This window comes from Rhodocytophaga aerolata (assembly GCF_030503435.1).
In the GTDB taxonomy this organism is placed as follows: domain Bacteria; phylum Bacteroidota; class Bacteroidia; order Cytophagales; family 172606-1; genus Rhodocytophaga; species Rhodocytophaga aerolata.
Genome location: NZ_JAUKPO010000008.1, coordinates 46,905 through 64,655 on the forward strand (window position 1 = coordinate 46,905; position 17,751 = coordinate 64,655).

Annotated in this window: 14 protein-coding genes; 7 read left to right on the forward strand and 7 right to left on the reverse strand. The window is 42.4% G+C overall.

The features are described from left to right. Positions 1-76: 76 nt before the first annotated feature. Both menD and menB read left to right on the forward strand, forming a co-directional pair. Entirely contained in the window at positions 77-1,804 is a 1,728-nt protein-coding gene (gene menD, locus Q0590_RS15430; protein ID WP_302038464.1) for a 2-succinyl-5-enolpyruvyl-6-hydroxy-3-cyclohexene-1-carboxylic-acid synthase, read from the forward strand. 49 nt (positions 1,805-1,853) lie between these two features. Continuing rightward, positions 1,854-2,678, forward strand: coding sequence for a 1,4-dihydroxy-2-naphthoyl-CoA synthase (menB, locus tag Q0590_RS15435; RefSeq protein ID WP_302038465.1), 825 nt, complete (start codon positions 1,854-1,856; stop codon positions 2,676-2,678). A gap of 131 nt (positions 2,679-2,809) precedes the next feature. Here the strand turns inward: menB and Q0590_RS15440 are convergent, their stop codons facing one another. Continuing rightward, a complete protein-coding gene (locus Q0590_RS15440) occupies positions 2,810-3,013 on the reverse strand; it encodes a hypothetical protein (RefSeq protein ID WP_302038466.1) in 204 nt (67 codons plus the stop codon). A 277-nt stretch (positions 3,014-3,290) separates the two neighbouring features. On the opposite strand from Q0590_RS15440, the gene Q0590_RS15445 reads away from it, so the two are divergent. After that, complete coding sequence (locus tag Q0590_RS15445) at positions 3,291-4,289, forward strand: 2-dehydro-3-deoxygalactonokinase (RefSeq protein ID WP_302038467.1); 999 nt, start codon at positions 3,291-3,293, stop codon at positions 4,287-4,289. 76 nt (positions 4,290-4,365) lie between these two features. Beyond that, the gene (locus Q0590_RS15450; RefSeq protein ID WP_302038468.1) at positions 4,366-5,013 is read left to right on the forward strand and encodes a bifunctional 4-hydroxy-2-oxoglutarate aldolase/2-dehydro-3-deoxy-phosphogluconate aldolase; all 648 of its coding nucleotides are present in this window, start codon (positions 4,366-4,368) and stop codon (positions 5,011-5,013) included. Between the two features lie 129 nt (positions 5,014-5,142). Here the strand turns inward: Q0590_RS15450 and Q0590_RS15455 are convergent, their stop codons facing one another. From Q0590_RS15455 to Q0590_RS15470, 4 genes are all read right to left on the reverse strand, one after another. Continuing rightward, on the reverse strand, positions 5,143-8,634 hold the full coding sequence (locus Q0590_RS15455; protein WP_302038469.1) for a PA14 domain-containing protein: 3,492 nt from the start codon (positions 8,632-8,634) through the stop codon (positions 5,143-5,145). 865 nt (positions 8,635-9,499) lie between these two features. Then, positions 9,500-11,293, reverse strand: coding sequence for a PA14 domain-containing protein (locus Q0590_RS15460; protein ID WP_302038470.1), 1,794 nt, complete (start codon positions 11,291-11,293; stop codon positions 9,500-9,502). Between the two features lie 29 nt (positions 11,294-11,322). Beyond that, positions 11,323-11,751: an ELWxxDGT repeat protein gene (locus tag Q0590_RS15465; protein ID WP_302038471.1), complete on the reverse strand. Its 429-nt coding sequence runs from the start codon at positions 11,749-11,751 to the stop codon at positions 11,323-11,325. Between the two features lie 27 nt (positions 11,752-11,778). Continuing rightward, positions 11,779-12,261, reverse strand: a complete 483-nt coding sequence (locus Q0590_RS15470) for an ELWxxDGT repeat protein (protein WP_302038472.1) — start codon at positions 12,259-12,261, stop codon at positions 11,779-11,781. Positions 12,262-12,941: 680 nt separating this feature from the next. Between Q0590_RS15470 and Q0590_RS15475 the strand changes: the two genes are divergently transcribed. Together Q0590_RS15475 and Q0590_RS15480 are read left to right on the forward strand one after the other, a co-directional pair. Further along, positions 12,942-13,286 (forward strand): hypothetical protein, encoded by a 345-nt coding sequence (locus Q0590_RS15475; RefSeq protein WP_302038473.1) that lies wholly within the window; start codon positions 12,942-12,944, stop codon positions 13,284-13,286. A gap of 406 nt (positions 13,287-13,692) precedes the next feature. Further along, a complete protein-coding gene (locus tag Q0590_RS15480) occupies positions 13,693-13,926 on the forward strand; it encodes a hypothetical protein (protein ID WP_302038474.1) in 234 nt (77 codons plus the stop codon). A 22-nt stretch (positions 13,927-13,948) separates the two neighbouring features. Here Q0590_RS15480 and Q0590_RS15485 read toward each other — a convergent pair whose 3' ends face one another. Continuing rightward, on the reverse strand, positions 13,949-15,064 hold the full coding sequence (locus Q0590_RS15485; RefSeq protein WP_302038475.1) for a TerC family protein: 1,116 nt from the start codon (positions 15,062-15,064) through the stop codon (positions 13,949-13,951). 250 nt (positions 15,065-15,314) lie between these two features. On the opposite strand from Q0590_RS15485, the gene Q0590_RS15490 reads away from it, so the two are divergent. Beyond that, the gene (locus tag Q0590_RS15490; protein ID WP_302038476.1) at positions 15,315-16,058 is read left to right on the forward strand and encodes a glycosyltransferase family 2 protein; all 744 of its coding nucleotides are present in this window, start codon (positions 15,315-15,317) and stop codon (positions 16,056-16,058) included. On the opposite strand, the gene Q0590_RS15495 is transcribed toward Q0590_RS15490, so the two are convergent. After that, the gene (locus tag Q0590_RS15495) at positions 16,048-17,712 is read right to left on the reverse strand and encodes an ArnT family glycosyltransferase (protein ID WP_302038477.1); all 1,665 of its coding nucleotides are present in this window, start codon (positions 17,710-17,712) and stop codon (positions 16,048-16,050) included. The two genes, Q0590_RS15490 and Q0590_RS15495, sit on opposite strands and share 11 nt — an antisense overlap. Positions 17,713-17,751 lie beyond the last annotated feature (39 nt).

Here is a 17,751-nt window from a genome sequence, read left to right on the forward strand (position 1 = left end):
GTACTGGTTTACATATCTGGGTTTTATTTTCTAATTTTGATGGCTGTAGTTTTACCAAACCACTTATACTAAACGCTTGGCTATACTTCAACCCATTGTTAATATAGCAGAGATCTGTGCCCAACGCCATGTGACACAGTGTATATTGTCTCCCGGCTCCAGGTGTGCACCCCTCACCCTAGCCTTTGTTCGCCATCTGCAAATTCATACACGTACTATTCCCGATGAACGGTCGGCTGCCTTTATAGCTTTAGGCATGGCCTCTCAGAGCAGGCAAACGGTAGTGCTGGTTTGCACCTCCGGCACGGCCGTACTGAACTATGCTCCGGCTATTACCGAAGCGTATTATCAACAGGTTCCGTTGCTGGTACTAACTGCAGACCGCCCATCTGAGTGGATTGAACAGCAAGACGGGCAAACCATCCGGCAGCGGGAAGTATATGGCAAACATGTAAAAGCCAGTTTTGAACTGCCGGTAGCTTTTACTCACCCCGATGCTGAGTGGCATACCTACCGGATTATTAATGAAGCCCTGACGATTGCCCAGACTTATCCTTTTGGCCCGGTACATATTAATGTTCCACTGCGGGAGCCTTTATATCCTTCTGCAGGTGAAGAAGTAGTGTTTGACAAAACGGTGCGTATTATTCAACCTTTCAAGCCTGAGCAGATACTTACTGTCGATCAATGGATACAGATCCGGGAACAGTGGGAAGATGCTGATAGAAAGTTAATTGTAGCGGGCCAGTATCCCTACCAGGCACCGCTGGCTCATGTATTAAAACAACTACAGACAGAACTGGAAGTACCGATTATCGCTGATATTATTTCAAATCTGCATACGCTGCCCGATGTAATCCGCTACCAGGATATGTTGCTGATGCAGAAAAATACAGAACTACTTGAAAACCTGAAGCCAGACTTGCTCATTACTTTTGGCAACTCAGTAATCTCCAAAAACGTAAAGCTTTTTCTCAGAAAACATAAACCATCCATACACTGGCATATTCAGCCAGCCGGAATACCGGCTGATCCTTTTCAGTCGCTTACACATGTGCTGCCGGTAGAACCTTTGTATTTCTTTAAAACCCTGTTTGAAGATTTAGACTATCAGCATTTTTTAAGCAACGACGAACCTGAATATGGCACTGATTATTATGCTCTCTGGCAGAAAGAGAACCAGAAAGCAGCCAAGGTGTACAGTTCACTGTTTAGCTCTGCCAGCTTCAGTGAATTTGAAGCTGTAAGTGAAATGATGGACCGTTTGCCGGACGAAAGTATTTTGCATCTGGCCAACAGCATGCCTGTACGCTATGCGAATTTTATCAGCTTGCAAGCAGGCCAGACGGTGGAAGTATTTGCCAACCGGGGCACTAGTGGCATAGATGGCAGCAATGGTACAGCCTTAGGAGCCGCCTTAACCACAGAAAAACTAGTGATATTACTAACCGGAGATATGGCTTTTCTATATGACCGCAACAGCCTCTGGCATAATTATCTGCCTAAAAATTTACGGATTATTGTGCTTAATAACCATGGTGGTGGCATTTTCAGGTTGTTGGATGGCCCGGCAGGTCAGCCAGAGTTAGAAGAATATTTTGAAACCAGGCAACGGAATACAGCCGAGTTAACAGCGAAAGATGCAGGCATGCTCTATTCTTATTGCAATTCCCGGGAACAGCTTGGCAAACAATTAACGGCTTTTTTTGATTTATCTGGTGGGGCCAAATTACTGGAAATTGAAACCGATCCGGCAGTAAATGCCGAAGTGTATGCCAGGTTTAAACAGTACTTTACTACCTGAAAGCTTTTTGTACAGAAACAAATTCTATTCACTACTAATATATATCTCTATGCAATCTACTCTTCCGTGGGAAACAATTAAAGAATATAAGGAAATCCTGTTCCAGTATTATGATGGAATAGGCAAAATCAGTATCAACCGTCCTAAGGTACACAATGCCTTTACTCCTCTTACCATCCAGGAAATGCGTGAAGCGATGGATCTTTGCCGCTACGACGATAGAATTGGCGTGGTAATATTGACTGGTGAAGGTGGACAAGCCTTCTGCAGCGGTGGCGATCAGAGTGTACGTGGACATGGCGGCTATGTAGGCGAAGACAATGTACCCCGATTGAATGTGCTTGACCTGCAGAAGCAAATCCGTTCTATTCCTAAACCAGTCATTGCCATGGTGGCCGGCTGGGCAATAGGTGGCGGCCATGTATTGCACGTCATTTGCGACTTAACCATTGCTGCCGATAATGCGAAATTTGGACAGACAGGCCCAAAAGTAGGAAGTTTTGATGGAGGCTTTGGCGCCTCATACCTGGCGCGTATTGTCGGCCAGAAAAAAGCCAGGGAAATATGGTTCTTATGTGACCAGTACAATGCACAGGAAGCCCTGGATATGGGATTGGTAAACAAAGTAGTTCCCCTGGAAAAGTTGGAAGAAACCACGGTTGCCTGGTGCCGGAAAATATTAGAAAAAAGCCCGATAGCCCTGCGTATGCTAAAAGCTTCCTTTAATGCAGAACTTGATGGGCAAGCAGGCATACAGGAACTAGCCGGGAATGCTACCCTGCTTTATTACTTATCTGATGAGGCAAAGGAAGGCAAAAATGCGTTTCTTGAAAAACGCAAACCCGACTTTTCAAAATTTCCTAAGTTCCCCTGATTTTGTTTATCTGCACACCGCTAAAACTAATCTACCCTGTAGTCTTGCTAGTGTACTACAGGGTATTTTTTATCTAATCTCTGTTAAGTTCTACTATAGGCAGTATCCTACCTGGGGCAACTACAACAGGTTTATTCATTTCCTCTGTAATCGCTTCCACAAACGGTAGTGGCTAAAATAGTATATTCCTTATCCATTAATTTTACCACCCCTGGCTTCCCGTTATGTTGGGTGCAGGTTATATTATAAAAAGCCAAAGCTCTGGTTTTGTCCTCAAATCTGAAATAAAACTTAATATTTCCCTCTAAATCATCAACTCGTACATAGTAGTGCATGGGCACAACGTTAAAAAATGTTTACAGGCAACAATACTATTGCCCGCTTCTTTCTACTTATCCTGAAATGTTTAAGTTGTATAAAATGGGTATTTAATCGCAAAATCCGTATTTGTACGGACTAATTTTTTTACATTTGTGCTTCAAACCTGGAATAATCCAGTATCTGGCAACTTATTTTTCTGGAAAAGCAGGATATTATTTGTTAGTAAAGAATAAAATTTGCCAGGAATCCATTTACTTGCCAGCGCTTATATATACAATTAACCTATTCGTTATGCATCCCTATTTTATCAGTTGCGACTGGGGTACGTCTGCGTTCAGATTGCGTTTGGCAGAAACTGCTTCTGGCCGGGTATTGCATGAAATTTCTGATGGCCAGGGCATAGCGGCTACTTATCAAGCATTTCTAAACTATAGTGCCGCCAATCCACCCACACAGCAGGAAAGAATAACTTACTATACACAGTTTATACAGACCCATTTGCAGGAGTTACGTAAGCAACTTGCGTTTCTGCTACAGGGCATTCCCATGTTTATATCCGGTATGGCTTCTTCTTCCATCGGAATGCTTGAACTGCCCTATGCTTCGTTACCCTTTGCGCTGAATGGAACCAATGCCATCGTTCACACTCTTACGGCTCAGCCCGGTTTTCCACATGATACATATTTACTTTCCGGTTTGAAAAGTTCACAGGATGTCATGCGTGGCGAAGAAACACAGCTCATCGGACTGGCGGCTACTCATCAGATAGATAATGCCATTTGCGTGTTTCCGGGCACTCATTCCAAACATATCCGGGTAGAAAACGGCTACATTACCTCCTTCCGCACCTATATGACCGGCGAACTTTTCCAGACAATTTCCAATCATACGATCTTACAAGCTTCTGTAGAAAAAAGAGATACGGCAACACTTAGTGATGAAATGATGCTGCCATTCAAACAGGGGGTGCAGGCTGGGGTGGAACTACAAAATATTCTGCATGCGTTGTTTACCGTACGTACTGGTGAATTGTTTAAAGAACGAACAAAGCAGCAAAACTACTTCTACTTAAGTGGCTTACTAATCGGGTATGAATTGCAGGAACTTGCCAAGCAGCCACAAACCCCTATATATTTATGTAGCAGCAGTCACTTGCTAAATTTCTACCAGGCAGCGGCAGAAGTACTCGAGTTAACCAAAAACCTGACCGTTATCTCTGGAGAATTAATAGATCAATCGGCTATAGCAGGTCAACGGCAAGTAGGATACAGCCTTAATGCATTACCTTAGCAAGTTCGTGAGCCTGGCTTTTCACACATAAGGGCGTATCCATAAATTTAACAAACGCATTAAACCCTAACACTTTATGTTCTCCTGGGAATTATTTTACAAACTACCCATTATTGGAATCCTCCGGGGTGTAGCCCCATCGGCTCTATACAACATGATTCCATTGTATATAGACGCCGGGTTTACCAACCTAGAAATTACGATGAACTCACAAGGGGCAGTAGAAACAATTAAGAATCTGAGAAGCACCTATGAAGGGAAGTTAAATATTGGCGCAGGCACGGTTTGCACCCAACAAGACTTACAAACTGCTTTGGAAGCAGGCGCCACATACATTGTTACGCCTGTAGTTAGCGAAAAAATAATTGCTTTATGTGTACAGCAGCAAATTCCTATATTTCCCGGCGCCTACACGCCTACTGAAATTTATACAGCCTGGCAGGCGGGTGCCAGTATGGTGAAAGTATTCCCGGCCACCACACTAGGTGCTGCCTATATTAAAGAGGTAAAAGCACCCTTGAATGAGGTAAAACTGTTACCAACCGGTGGGGTATCTGCGGAGAACCTGGCTGATTTTTTTAAAGCTGGGGCAGAAGGAGTTGGTATGGGCAGCCAGCTGTTTCCTGCAAAGTTGTTACCAGAAGAGAACAGGCATGAGCTCAGAAAACATTTCACGAACGTATATCAAGCGTATGAGCAGTACAAGCGTTCGTCTGCAAAGTAGCCGGTCAAATAAATACTTTCTTGCTTTTATTTCCGGTATAAGGATACTTACTGGTAATAAAAAATAGGGCAAGTTGAACTACGCAACCTGCCCTGTGAATTTTTACAAAATGAGTTTTTATCTCAAAAATTACTTTTTCACAACTTTTATCACCTGTATTTTGCCATCTTCTGATTGCAGTTTGAGCAGATGCATTCCTGCTTTTAACTGTAAGGCTGAGAAGTCAAGGCTTAGTTCTGCTTGTCCGGAAAGTGAATAATCATGGATAAAATAGGTTTTGCCTACCACATCTGTCAGGCTAATAATTACCTTGCCCTGTTGCCCTTGTGTAGCAATGGTTAATTTATCTGAAAAAGGATTTGGGTATGCGGATATTAAAATTTCCTCAACATCTTGTTCACTAACTATTCTAGCAGCAGGCACAACAGGCGATAGTACTGATCCTGGAAGTACTTGAATGCTTGTGCTGCCGGGAAGTGTCCAGCCGACAGCTAAGTTATCGCCATAGACGGATTCTTTATGTAAGGCTTCGATGTAATACTTTTTGCCTTTTTCCAAAGCGATTTCTACTGACTTCTGGGTTGGAAATTTCGTCCACTGCCTGCTGGCAGCATGTCCGGTGATATAGGCAATCTTTTGTTTGCTTGCCGGATTGTCGTTGGTACTCAGCCATAATTCTCCCTGGTCATCAGATGCCAGATAGAAGGTATAATTGCCGGTTACCGATGGGCAAATATAGCCCCGGATGCGCTGCCCGTAGTTGTCGCCAATGCCAGATGGCGTTTCAAACGAAGTAAGTTGGGTAGAAGAGGCCGGAACGGTGTTGACCGGAATATCGGTTACAGCTCCTCCCCTGACATTCGCCCAGTACTCCCGTAAAATACTACCGGTAGCAGAGCAGGCAAGCATAGCAGGCGACGTAATTGACACATTAGAGAAAGTAGCCGTATTAAAACTACTGCTGTTTTGTGAAGTCAGTGCCAACCCTACATAAATATCACTTCCCATATTGATGGTAGTTTGTCCGATCGCCGTCCAGTTTACTCCATCTGAAGAATAGGAAGAAGTAAAGCTGTTGCCGTTTCTTTCTAGTTTGAGCCATCTGGGAGCCGTACCAGGAACTGATTTATAGCCGGGAGAACTACTTTCTTGCCGCCACATAAAGTTAGTATTACCTGAGGGGTTCACGGCAGTAGCTACAAAGGAGGCATCCGTGCCAAAATGTTCCCGGATCATTATGCCAGCCAGTGCATTCGGATGGGTGTTTTGCAGGCTTTCTACTTTAGCTACAATCGCAACATTGCCATTTAAGGGTTGATAGACGTAATAAAAATCGTCTGGTGCCCGGTAAAAATCATTGCCTGCACTTTTAAGAGTAAATACGCCATTCCGGTACCCTGAACTACCTCTTTTAGTAAGTGGAGTTCCCACATCCGAGCCTGCCCAGGGTTCAGGTAAGCCATCAACCGTTACGGTTACTTCTGCCAGCTCACTATACCCATCCTGATTGTCGACTACCCGGGCACTTATACGGTAAGTTCCAGCCTCCGCATCATTCCAGGTAACACTGTATGGGGCTGTATAGTCGTATTCTACAAAAGATGTACTTCCATTGTCTGCATAGAATTCAACTCTGTTAACGGAGCCATCTGCATCAGAGGCAGTAGCTGTAACTGTAAGAGACGCAGGAGAAGTTGGTATTTTTTCTCCATTTACCGGAGATGTAATGGTAACCACTGGAAGTTTGTTTTCTACATAGGGAGACAGTGAAGCACCCGAAATGACAGATATAGCATTGCTACCTGGGGTTGTCCAGGCAACCGCCAGATGGTCGCCTCCGGCTCCTTCTTTGTGCAAGGCTTCTATATAGTATTTGTAGCCTCTTTCCATATATATGGTTGCCGATTTTTGGGAAGCATATTTCGTCCATTGTTTCGGGCTGGCGTATCCGGTAACAGAAGCTATTTTTTGTTTTCCTTCCGGATTCTCATTATTGCTCAGCCAGAGTTCGCTATGATCATCTGAGGCAACATAGAAAGTATAATTCCCACTGTATGGTGCACAAATAAATCCTCTGAGACGCTGTCCGTAATTATCGCCAATACCGGAAGGGGTTTCAAAAGAAGTAAGTTGGGTAGAAGAAGTAGGAGTACTTGTCAGCGGAATAGTAGACACAGTGGTACCGGACACATTTGCCCAGTATTCTCTTGATAAGCCACCTGTGGCACTGCAAGTAGCCGGAGGTATGTGTACTTTTAATTCCATCGTGCCTGCCGCTGTTCCATCACTCTTCCATAATTGGTTTGCTGTTGTTGCAAAAAGCAAGCTGCCATTCACAGCTAGTAAATCAGTGGGAACAACTTCTTTTACCAAAACGGTCCCTTGCGCTGTGCCATTACTTTTCCACAACTCCCAGCTAGGAGCTGTATACCCATCGCTTATACCATTTTTATCTGCTGCGAAGTATAAAACTCCATTCACATCGGTTAATTCTACTGGTACAGAACCGGCTGCGCCAGGGGCAATATCTTTTACTAAAACCGTGCCCTGGGTGGTACCATCTGTTTTCCACAATTCACCGGCAGCATACTCCGTAGCACTTGCCCGATCATGATCGGCCACAAAAAATAAAGTACCGTTAGAAATAGTTAGTTGACTGGGATGAGACCCGAATAAACCTGGGGCAATGTCTTTCACTAATACGGTGCCCTGGGCAGTACCATCTGTTTTCCATAATTCCCGGTTTTGATTCTGATATGGATTCCTTGTATCAAAAGAGCCACTCGCTACAAAATATAAGGCTCCGTTGTACACTTTAAAATCTTTAGGATAGGAACCAGCATAATCCGCTGACCCAGCTTGATTGGGTGCAATATCCTTTACCATTACCGTACCTGAAGCCGTACCATTGCTTTTCCATAGTTCTAAGCCGGCTGCCCCTCCATCATTGGCATCAAAGTATAGGTTTCCGTTCCAGTAAGCTAAAGAAGTGATTCCTGAAAAGCCCGGACCTGGACGTATATCTTTCACCAAAACTGTACCTGCACTAGTGCCATTGCTTTTCCATAGTTCTAAGCCGTAGGTGTAATCAATGGCTGTAAAGTATAAGGTACCATTCCCATTTACTAAGCGGATATCCTCTACAAATGAATAGGGAAAGGAAGTCCCCCCAGTGGGAGATTCAAAGCTTTTGAGAATGAGCGTTCCAGCTGCTGTCCCGTCACTCTTCCATAAGTCGTAAATACCAAGAGCTTTTTCAACTATGAAATACAGTACCCCATTCACATCGGTAAACTGGTAAAAATTTCCAGGTTCTGTAATAACTTTGAGCTTCACCGTCCCTTGAGCTGTCCCATCGCTTTTCCATAAAGCATTTTTGCCTTCCATATCTTGAGCTATAAAAAATAAGCTATTGCCTACTCTAGTCAGATTATAAAGATCACCGCTTGGCTCGCTATAACCTGCAAGCAGGTTTTTTACACGAACTGTACCTGCACTAGTACCATTGCTTTTCCATAGTTCATTTCCAAAATCGGGTGTATAAGCAGGGAAAAATGCTGTACCATTCACATCCGTCAGTTGAGGTGTATATTGCAACTGCAATGAAAATTCCTGAGCCATCAGAGGTGAGAGCGAAAGAATAATTACACTTAGAAAAACAGCAGTATATTTAGAAATTTTACAGTGAAAGGACATCCAGGCCGGAACGCACGGTAAAGGTGAGGGTAATAAATGTATCATAAAAAAGGTAGTTGTAGGAAATAAGAAAAAATTTATGGTGAATAGTTATGTTTTATATACCGGCAAAAGTGGGTGGTGCAAATGGGTTAGTAAACGATTTTAGCTGTATTTATAGTACTATAAATTCCTTATCCGTTAAACATAGGCATACCTGTAACAGGAGTCATAACTAGTAGCTATGGCGTCGTTAGTGAGGTAAGCGTAGTAATTACAAAAGTGGATTATTGTGTACGTGCAGGTTGAGCAAAAACCGGCCTTACGGGCAAATACAGTGGCTTGTTGAGTAAGTTAAAAGCTTGTACATACATTCGAAAAGTTAAGATGATAATAAGCAAGTTGATATAAAAATAATAACTGCCGTGCTAGATTCATGTACGTTAGAGCTTTTTTACTGGTGTGTGAATGAATAAATAAACGGAGTTGCCAGCAAAAAGTTAATGCCTGTATGAGTATCTGGGCAAAAATTTTACTTAGGTTATGTAGCCCGCAGAAATGCTGAAACTGGGCTTAGCAAAAGTGTAGAAAACAAAGGTACTTTATCCGATTATGCTTGTCAATACCTGGAAACAGGTATTTTTTATTTATTTTGCAACAAAAATCTCTCCAATTAACCTGTTGATAGCTGCATGTTATAAAAATAATTTTTAGATCGGTCTATTGAAGCTTAGCAAGAAAAAATGAAAGGCAGACTGAATAATTCAATCTGCCTTTCGTATGTTAACAAGAAATGACTAACCTGGGCTTTCTACTTCTTAAGTAATTTGATCACCTGTGTTTTGCCATTTTCTGACTGCAATTTAAGCAGATGCATGCCTGCTTTCAGCGAGAGCCCTGTTAAGGCCAGCTCCACTTCCGACTGGCCGGATAGAACATATTCTTTTACAAAATAAGTTTTGCCTACTACATCCGTAAGGGTAATTGTTACCTTGCCTTCTTGTTCGCCTGTAGCAATAGTCAGCTTATCTGAGAAAGGATTCGGGTAAACCACCAGTGGGCTTGCTTGCAGCTCAGCTTCTCCGGCCAATCTAGCAGCCGAAGGCACAAAAGGTGACAGTACAGAACCTGGAATCACTGAGATGCTTGTGCTGCCTGGTGTAGTCCAGCCGACCGCTAAGTTATCGCCATAAACTGCTTCTTTGTGCAAAGCTTCGATGTAATACTTCTTCCCTTTCTCCAAGTTAACAGCTACCGATTTTTGAGAAGCATACTTGGTCCATTGCCTGGCTGAAGTATGTGCAGTCAGGTAGGCAATCTTTTGTTTACTTGCCGGGCTGTCACTCGAACTCAGCCATAACTCTGCCTGATCATCAGCTGCTATATAGAAAGTGTAACTGCCGGTAGCAGGCGCACAAATATAGCCTCTGATCCGCTGACCATAGTTATCGCCAATTCCTGAAGGGGTTTCAAATGAAGAAAGTTGAGTAACGGAAGTGGGACTAATACTAAAGGGAATATCGGCTACAGTTCCTCCTCGTACATTAGCCCAGTATTCCCGCAAAATACTGCCACTGGCTGTGCATGCAGGTGTGGAAGAGGTAGTACTTACTGCCACATTGGAAAAGGTAGCCCTATTTAGCTGAGAGCTTTGGGAAGTCAGGGCCATGCCAACATACGTAGAGTTACTCATCGTAATGGTTGTTTCCCCAATGGCAGTCCAGGATGATCCATCTATTGAATGATAGGCAGTAAACATATTGCCATTTCTAGACAGTTTGAGCCATTTAGGAGCAGCACCGGGAACCGACTTATACCCAGGGGTAGCCGCTCCTTGCCGCCACATAAAGTTAATGTTTCCCGAAGGAGTAACGGCCACAGCTACAAAGGAACTACTAGGGGTTTGGTCTTGTCTGATCATTACCCCTGCTAAAGCATTGGGATGGGTATTACCTATACTTTCTACCTTTGCTACAATGGTGGCATTGCCACTGAAAGGCTGATTGACATAATGAAAAGCATCCGGAGCTTTGTAAAAATCATTGCCTCCGCTTTCTACTATAAATCCTCCTATGTTAGACATATATCTGGCACTTCCAGGCAGAGCCACTGCACCGATATCCTGGCTTTTCCAGGGAGCAGGCAAACTGCTGATTTGAGGTAGTAATTTGACTGTGCCTGCTTCCGTGCCATCACTTTTCCACAACTGTCTGTTTACTTCAAAGCCATCAAAGGCAGAAAATAATAATGTATTATTAACGACTGTTAAGTCTTTTGGATTAGCAGAATTCGGGTGGCCTCCATTCCCATCCGGATAGATTTCTTTTACTTGCACGGTACCCTGAGAAGTTCCATTACTTTTCCAAAGTTCCCCATTATTAATTTCACCACCTGGAAGAGTAAACAGCAAGGTGCCATTTAGATTGGTTAGTTCAAAAGATGGAAAAAAATTATAATAATACTCCTTGTAGAATTCTTTTAGAATACCTGTTCCTGCTCCTGTGCCATCACTTTTCCAGAGTTGTTGAGCGCGCATCTCACTCCCAAAGGCATCTTTTTGCACAGATTGGGCAACAAAAAACAGTGTTTCATTTATTACTAGCATCTCAAGCTGCGCTGAGAGCCCGATTGATTTTACAAACACTGTACCGCAGTTGTACCATCTGTTTTCCACAGCTCACGCTCGTCTCCAACAGAATATCGATCATAATAGGTTTGTGCGACAAAATATAAAGCCCCGTTGAAGGCAACGAAGGTGGAAGGAGAGGAACTGACACCAAATTTACTTCCCCATTGGCCATATTCTTCAGGTGCAATGTCTTTTAGAAGAATAGTGCCTGCAGCCGTGCCATCACTTTTCCATAGCTCAGTTTTATGTTCACTTCCATCATTAGCAGAAAAATACAAGTTGCCATTCCAGGCATATAGATTGGATGGCCAGGAACTAGTTGTGCCAGGATAAATATCTTTTACCAGTACTGTTCCCGCACTCGTGCCATTACTTTTCCAGAGCTCCCAGCCAGTGGCTGCCTCATAACCGGAAAAGTATACTACCCCATTCAAATTGGTTAACCCAGCAATACCTCTAGCTTAGGCTGTAGATACTACACTCTTTAATAGGACGGTTCCAGAGCCTGTCCCATCGCTCTTCCAAAGCTCATAGCTATTACCGCCTTTATCTAATACAAAGTATAGTATGCCATTGACATCAGTAAGCTGGGAAACCGGAGAAGCTACCGAAGAAGTAAAGCTTTTTATAAGCACTGTACCTTCAGCTGTTCCATTGCTTTTCCATAATTCTTTGCTATTGGCTGTAAAGTACAGGGTGCTGCCTATCTTTTTCAGGTTGGCTGGCGAGGAACTAGCTGCCATGGAAGCAATATCTTTTACAAGCAGGGTACCTGCCGGAGTACCATTACTTTTCCATAATTCAGTTCCTTTATCTGGTGTACTAGCTGCAAAAAACAAGGTACCATTCACATTAGTTAAGCCTGTCGGGTTCTCCTGTGCTAGCAGAGGAGCTACTAAGAAAACGGAAGCAAGAAAAAAAATGACGGCTTGTGTAGCTGACATCCAAGGATTGTGCCTCCAAATTATGGGGCGAAAGCTGGTAAAAGATAGAAAATAACGCATGAGAAGGTTGGTAAAGGTTTGAAATAATTATGGTTGTTTGTTTATAGTAATTTTTTGCCGGATCACCAGCAGCCAATGCAATAGTTGAAGCAGCTATGTTTTGCAGTGTAAACTGCCTGTGTCGTATACATAAGAGCACCAGTCGTTTTATAACAGATCTCTATTCTTTCGTCTGTTTTCTTTGCTTAGCGGAAATAAGGAGAAAAAATTTGCTTAAAAAGGCTTCGCCAGGAAAAACGTTGTTTACAGCCGGACAGATTAATAAAGGATATTGAGAGGAAGTTAAAAATTTGAACATAGTTAAAAAGTTAAGTGGTTGTAAATAAACTAGTTATTTTGTATATAAGTTACTGTATCTATCGCTAGTTGATTTAAACCTTTCTGCTTAGTTATTGGAAGCCTGCTAATAAAGCTACCTGTAGAAGATGGAGGCCTTAATTTACCTTTTCGGCGGATATATTCCGCTTGTATAATGCAGGTTATTTTTCAAAAGTGTAGAAAACAAAGGTACCAGGAAGGTACATACTTGTCAATACCCATTTCCAGGTATATTGTAGTTAAATTTGTTCTTTTTAAACCACCTAGCTTGCTGCCCGTATATCCGGATAAAACACGTAAGTATGGAATCAGAAAAATCAACCAATGAAGTGGCACTGGAATCTACAGTGACGTATCTGGAGGGCTTGCCTACGGGTACCTCTACCAAATCTGCTATAGACAATATAGCCGGATGGGAACAGAAACTAAGAGAAGGCAACAAACCCGAATGGAACACGATTGCCGATGAATTAACTACCCTGAAACAATTGTTGACCTCTGGCACCATGGAAGGCAAGCAGATTAGTAAGTCATTAATCAGGCTTGGCGAACTTACTCAGCAGACTGCAACCAGTGCTGAGAGTAATATAGCGGATGACTTAAAAAAACTAGGCAGCTGGTTAATAAAAATAGGCAATGCTATCTAGAGTTATTAAATTTTATTAATAAAATACATACAGTTTACAAAATATCTTGTAAATTTAGGGAGTTAAAAGTTTGAACATAATATATAAAGGGCCTCTCTTCTAGAGGGGCTTTTTATTTAGGTTTCTCCGCCAGTAGTTTTTTGCCTCCTTCTCCCCCTTCTTGTTTTCCCAACCCATGTGTCTACGCAAAGTCTCTGCAAACAGCTGATTGTGTACGGTATATTAATTTTAGATTAAACCCAAAGAATAGCTTTTATTTTAAGGCGTAATTTTGTAAGTTTGGTTAAGCTGATATAATATATTGACTACGAAAGACTTGAATTCTCAAAATAATTATATACTGCCTATGGATTTCTACGCTACTACAATTGTTGAGTAACTAACTTTCTAACCTAAGCTTACAGCTATGCAGTATATCCCCAGCCTCCAAGAAGTATACCTTGACCAACCCTACGCCAAAATTATGTGGATAGCCGATGGCAATTGCCTGCACGTAGAATGGAAGGCGGCTCCTACGGAAGAAGGCTTGCATGCAGTATTGGTTATTCAGCGGCACATCATCCGCAAGTATGGCTGCACCAAAGTAGTAGTTGATAATAAGGGGTTAAAAAAAAGAACGTTAGCGTCTACTATCTGCTAACCAATGCCTGCCTGTAGCTGCCTTACGATTTAGATTTAACCGCACCCGATGATTGATGGCCGGAATGTTTAATGCCTGCCTGGCTCTCTTCCACTTTTTTCTTTTGTGGAAATAACAGGGAACTCACGACACTAATCAGTAAAATACCTACAATAATGTACAGCGAGTACTGTGTTTGAAAACCTATTTCTTTCAGGTAGGAATGCGCCAGCATTTTGCCTCCTATAAAAACCAGTAATACGGCTAAGCCCACCTTTAAGTAATGGAACAAATGCATAACATTGGCCAGGAAAAAAAACATAGACCGTAAGCCCATAATGGCAAAAATGTTTGAAAAAAACACTACATAGGGATCAGTGGTTACAGCAAAAACCGCAGGAACAGAATCTACTGCAAAAATAAGGTCTGTAAACTCAATAATCAGCACTACGACAAATAGCGGCGTAAGCATGAGTTTCCCCTGTTTCTTTACAAAGAATTTATCATTCACATACCTGGGGTACACAGAAAAATATCTGGAAGCAAACTTTACGACTGGGTGCTTTTGTGGTTCAATCGCCTCATCTTTATTGCGGCCGATAAACATGTTTATCCCGGTAAATACCAGAAATGCGCCAAATAAATAGAGTATCCAGCCGGCTTTCATAATCAGCGAGCCTGCGGCAAAAATAAAGATGAACCGCATAACAAGAGCTCCCAATATTCCCCAGAACAATACCTTTTTATAATATTTCTCGCGTACACCAAAAGAGGTAAAAATGAGAATGATTACAAAAATATTGTCTACTGACAATGCGTATTCTACCAGATACCCGGTTATGTACTCCAAAGCCATATTATTCCGGTAGAGTTGAATGCTAGCCTCCAGATCCCCTGGAATAAGCGCCAGCTCTTTGGCATATTTTTGTTGGATGGTTACCAGGTCCTCATAGGTATCTACGCCATGAATGAGCTCGCCATGGGTCCGGATAAACACGTAAAAGGCAAGTGCAAACACAACCCAAACGGCACTCCAGCTGGCCGCTTCTTTAAAACTAACTACATGGTTCTTTTTGCTGAAAACACCCAGATCCAGCATCAACATACCAATGATGAATATCAGAAACCCGGCAAAAAATATAAATTCGTTTGAAATCATCTATTAACCTACGTTTACAGCAAATACTAGCGATATATACACAGCATGATGCGAAGGTAGCTTGAAATCTGCAAATACACATGATCTGTTCACATATTCTTCAGCCGCCCATTTCTTTCGGAGTAGAGCTATGTTACAAGTGATTGCTAGGAGCTTGTTGTCCATCTTTAAGATAGAATAGCTTTATCGCTGACAAACATTCCCGGATTAGGCTATTGTATAGCATTTACTGATTATTTAGTTTTGCTCCATGTATAACGGAAAAAAGGTAGTAATTGTATTGCCTGCCTATAATGCAGCTCTTACATTAGAGCAAACCTACCGCGAAATACCTTTTGATATTGTAGATGAAGTAGTATTGGTAGATGATGCCAGCCGCGACAATACCATGGAAGTAGGGCGCAAACTGGGCATTACGCACCGCATACGCCACGAAGTAAACAAAGGCTATGGGGGCAATCAGAAGACCTGCTACAAGAAAGCATTGGAATTGAAAGCTGATATAGTGGTAATGCTGCATCCGGATTATCAATACACCCCTAAACTAATTACTGCGATGGTAGCTATTATTGGGCAGGATTTGTATCCGGTGGTGTTTGGGTCCAGAATTCTGGGCAAGGGAGCCTTAAAAGGAGGTATGCCTTTATATAAATATATAGCTAACCGCTTTCTTACCTTGTCGCAGAATCTGTTGATGAACAAAAAACTATCGGAATACCATACCGGTTACCGGGCTTTTTCGGCAGAGGTGCTGCATGCGATTGATTTTACCCATAACTCTAATGACTTTATCTTCGACAATCAAATGATTGCCCAGATCTTTTACAAAGGGTATGAAATTGCCGAAGTTACCTGCCCCACCAAGTATTTTGAGGAAGCTTCCTCTATTAATTTTTCCCGCAGTGTTACCTATGGCCTGGGTGTGCTGAAAGTATCTCTCTATTATATGCTTACCAAGCTGGGGCTCATGAAATGGAAGGTGCTTACCGGGTAGCTTTTCTGCGGAAGAACACAAATCCGTTCTCTTCTTTTAACTTTTCCAGGCCTGGCACCTCTTTTAGTTTTTCAGCATGGTTGATCTTGGCTACTACATATACGTCCTTGTCAATATCTCCATATAACAGCCACTGGTGATCGTAACTTTTAGGATTGGTTACCGGTTGCTTGTTGGTATAATACAACTGTGCATAACTTTTATAGCCTTCCGTAATCACATAGCTATCTTTGCCTTGCAGGCTCTCGAAAAAGCGGATGGCGGCCCCTTGTGAATACAACTCTATCCGACCTATAAAGAATATAAGCGTCAGCATAACAAAGGTGGCTGTACCTACATATAGCGTTACAAAGCCTTTTTGCATGGTACTAGGGTTACTTATCCATTTTATGGCCAATCCGACTACCAGAAAAAGAACAATACCAGCTATGGTTTCCATGCCTGTCCAGTTCACTACCGCATCCAGATTAGCCTGTGCAAAAGGATCTTTGCTAAACAAAGGCTTGAGTACTTCTACCTTCATACCGATGAACGGAAGGGCTAGCGTAGCAATAATATATAAGGTACTCACCGCCATTAAGCCAAACTTCATCCAGGAGTTAAACTTTATCCGTTTTTCCAGCATCTGGTACATGGTAAGGGCAGCCAGATAGGTTAAGGGAAAATAACATAAGGATGAATAATGAACTATCTTAGATTTGACAATCGTGAACAAGATGAGCACAACCCAGAACAAAATGACCATCCAGGTTTTAAAATCACGCTGGTAAATGTACAACTGGTCGGTGCGGGTAAAAGCCCGGATACAGAAGATGGAAGCCGGAAAACAGCCTACCAGCAACACCACAAAATGATAACCCGGAAAGCCGGCATGTCCTGCATCCGGCGTACTAAACAAGCGGTACTGATACTTAAAAAATTCATTAACAAACCATGTTCCGTGTGCCAGGGTTACTAGTCCATACCAGATGGCTGATACCGCTATAGCTACCAGCGTATAAAAAATAAACTGCGGAACATTGATATAAAACCGGAGCTTCTGCAGCACCCAGTACACAAAAAAAGTCAGCCCTGCCATAATATACGCTGCCGGACCTTTAGTTAACAAAGCAAGCCCCATAAATAACCCGGCAATGGTCAGGTAGTAATACTTACCTTTATTGAGGAAGATGTTTGAAAACGACTCTTTTTTCCAGTAGAACAGGATAAAGAAATAAATAGAAAGGAAAATAAACAGGTTGAAATACGGATCTATAATTCCTGATTTGAAATACAAGTGCGGAAGAATAGAGCCGAAATATGCACCTGCCCACAAAAAACCAAACCGCCGGTCGTATAACTTTTCTCCAATCAAAAACAGCACAATCAGGGTAATTACGCCACATACAGCATTTGGGAACCTGGCAGCATACTCATTCATGCCAAACAGTTTCATAGACAGGGTTTGCAGCCAGATAAAGAAAGGAGGCTTTTCCCAAAAGGGTTCATAATTGATATATACCCGCAGATAATCCTTTAAGATGATCATTTCACGGGCAGCTTCAGCAAAGTTTATTTCATCCCAGTCAAATAAATGCACTCCGCCCAGGAATGGCATAAAAAACAAGGCTGCCAGCAATCCTATTCCAATTGAATATACAGTTCTTTGCGACAAATCTGATAAAGGGTTACTGATCTATTTATACAGGTTTTT

Excerpts from the sequence above, each read along its gene's own strand:
- menB (WP_302038465.1), top strand. The coding sequence starts at position 1,854 with ATGCAATCTACTCTTCCGTGGGAAACAATTAAAGAATATAAGGAAATC.
- Q0590_RS15440 (WP_302038466.1), bottom strand. The coding sequence starts at position 3,013 with ATGCACTACTATGTACGAGTTGATGATTTAGAGGGAAATATTAAGTTT.
- Q0590_RS15445 (WP_302038467.1), top strand. The coding sequence starts at position 3,291 with ATGCATCCCTATTTTATCAGTTGCGACTGGGGTACGTCTGCGTTCAGA.
- Q0590_RS15450 (WP_302038468.1), top strand. The coding sequence starts at position 4,366 with ATGTTCTCCTGGGAATTATTTTACAAACTACCCATTATTGGAATCCTC.
- Q0590_RS15455 (WP_302038469.1), bottom strand. The coding sequence starts at position 8,634 with ATGGCTCAGGAATTTTCATTGCAGTTGCAATATACACCTCAACTGACG.
- Q0590_RS15460 (WP_302038470.1), bottom strand. The coding sequence starts at position 11,293 with ATGCTAGTAATAAATGAAACACTGTTTTTTGTTGCCCAATCTGTGCAA.
- Q0590_RS15470 (WP_302038472.1), bottom strand. The coding sequence starts at position 12,261 with ATGTCAGCTACACAAGCCGTCATTTTTTTTCTTGCTTCCGTTTTCTTA.
- Q0590_RS15475 (WP_302038473.1), top strand. The coding sequence starts at position 12,942 with ATGGAATCAGAAAAATCAACCAATGAAGTGGCACTGGAATCTACAGTG.
- Q0590_RS15480 (WP_302038474.1), top strand. The coding sequence starts at position 13,693 with ATGCAGTATATCCCCAGCCTCCAAGAAGTATACCTTGACCAACCCTAC.
- Q0590_RS15485 (WP_302038475.1), bottom strand. The coding sequence starts at position 15,064 with ATGATTTCAAACGAATTTATATTTTTTGCCGGGTTTCTGATATTCATC.
- Q0590_RS15490 (WP_302038476.1), top strand. The coding sequence starts at position 15,315 with ATGTATAACGGAAAAAAGGTAGTAATTGTATTGCCTGCCTATAATGCA.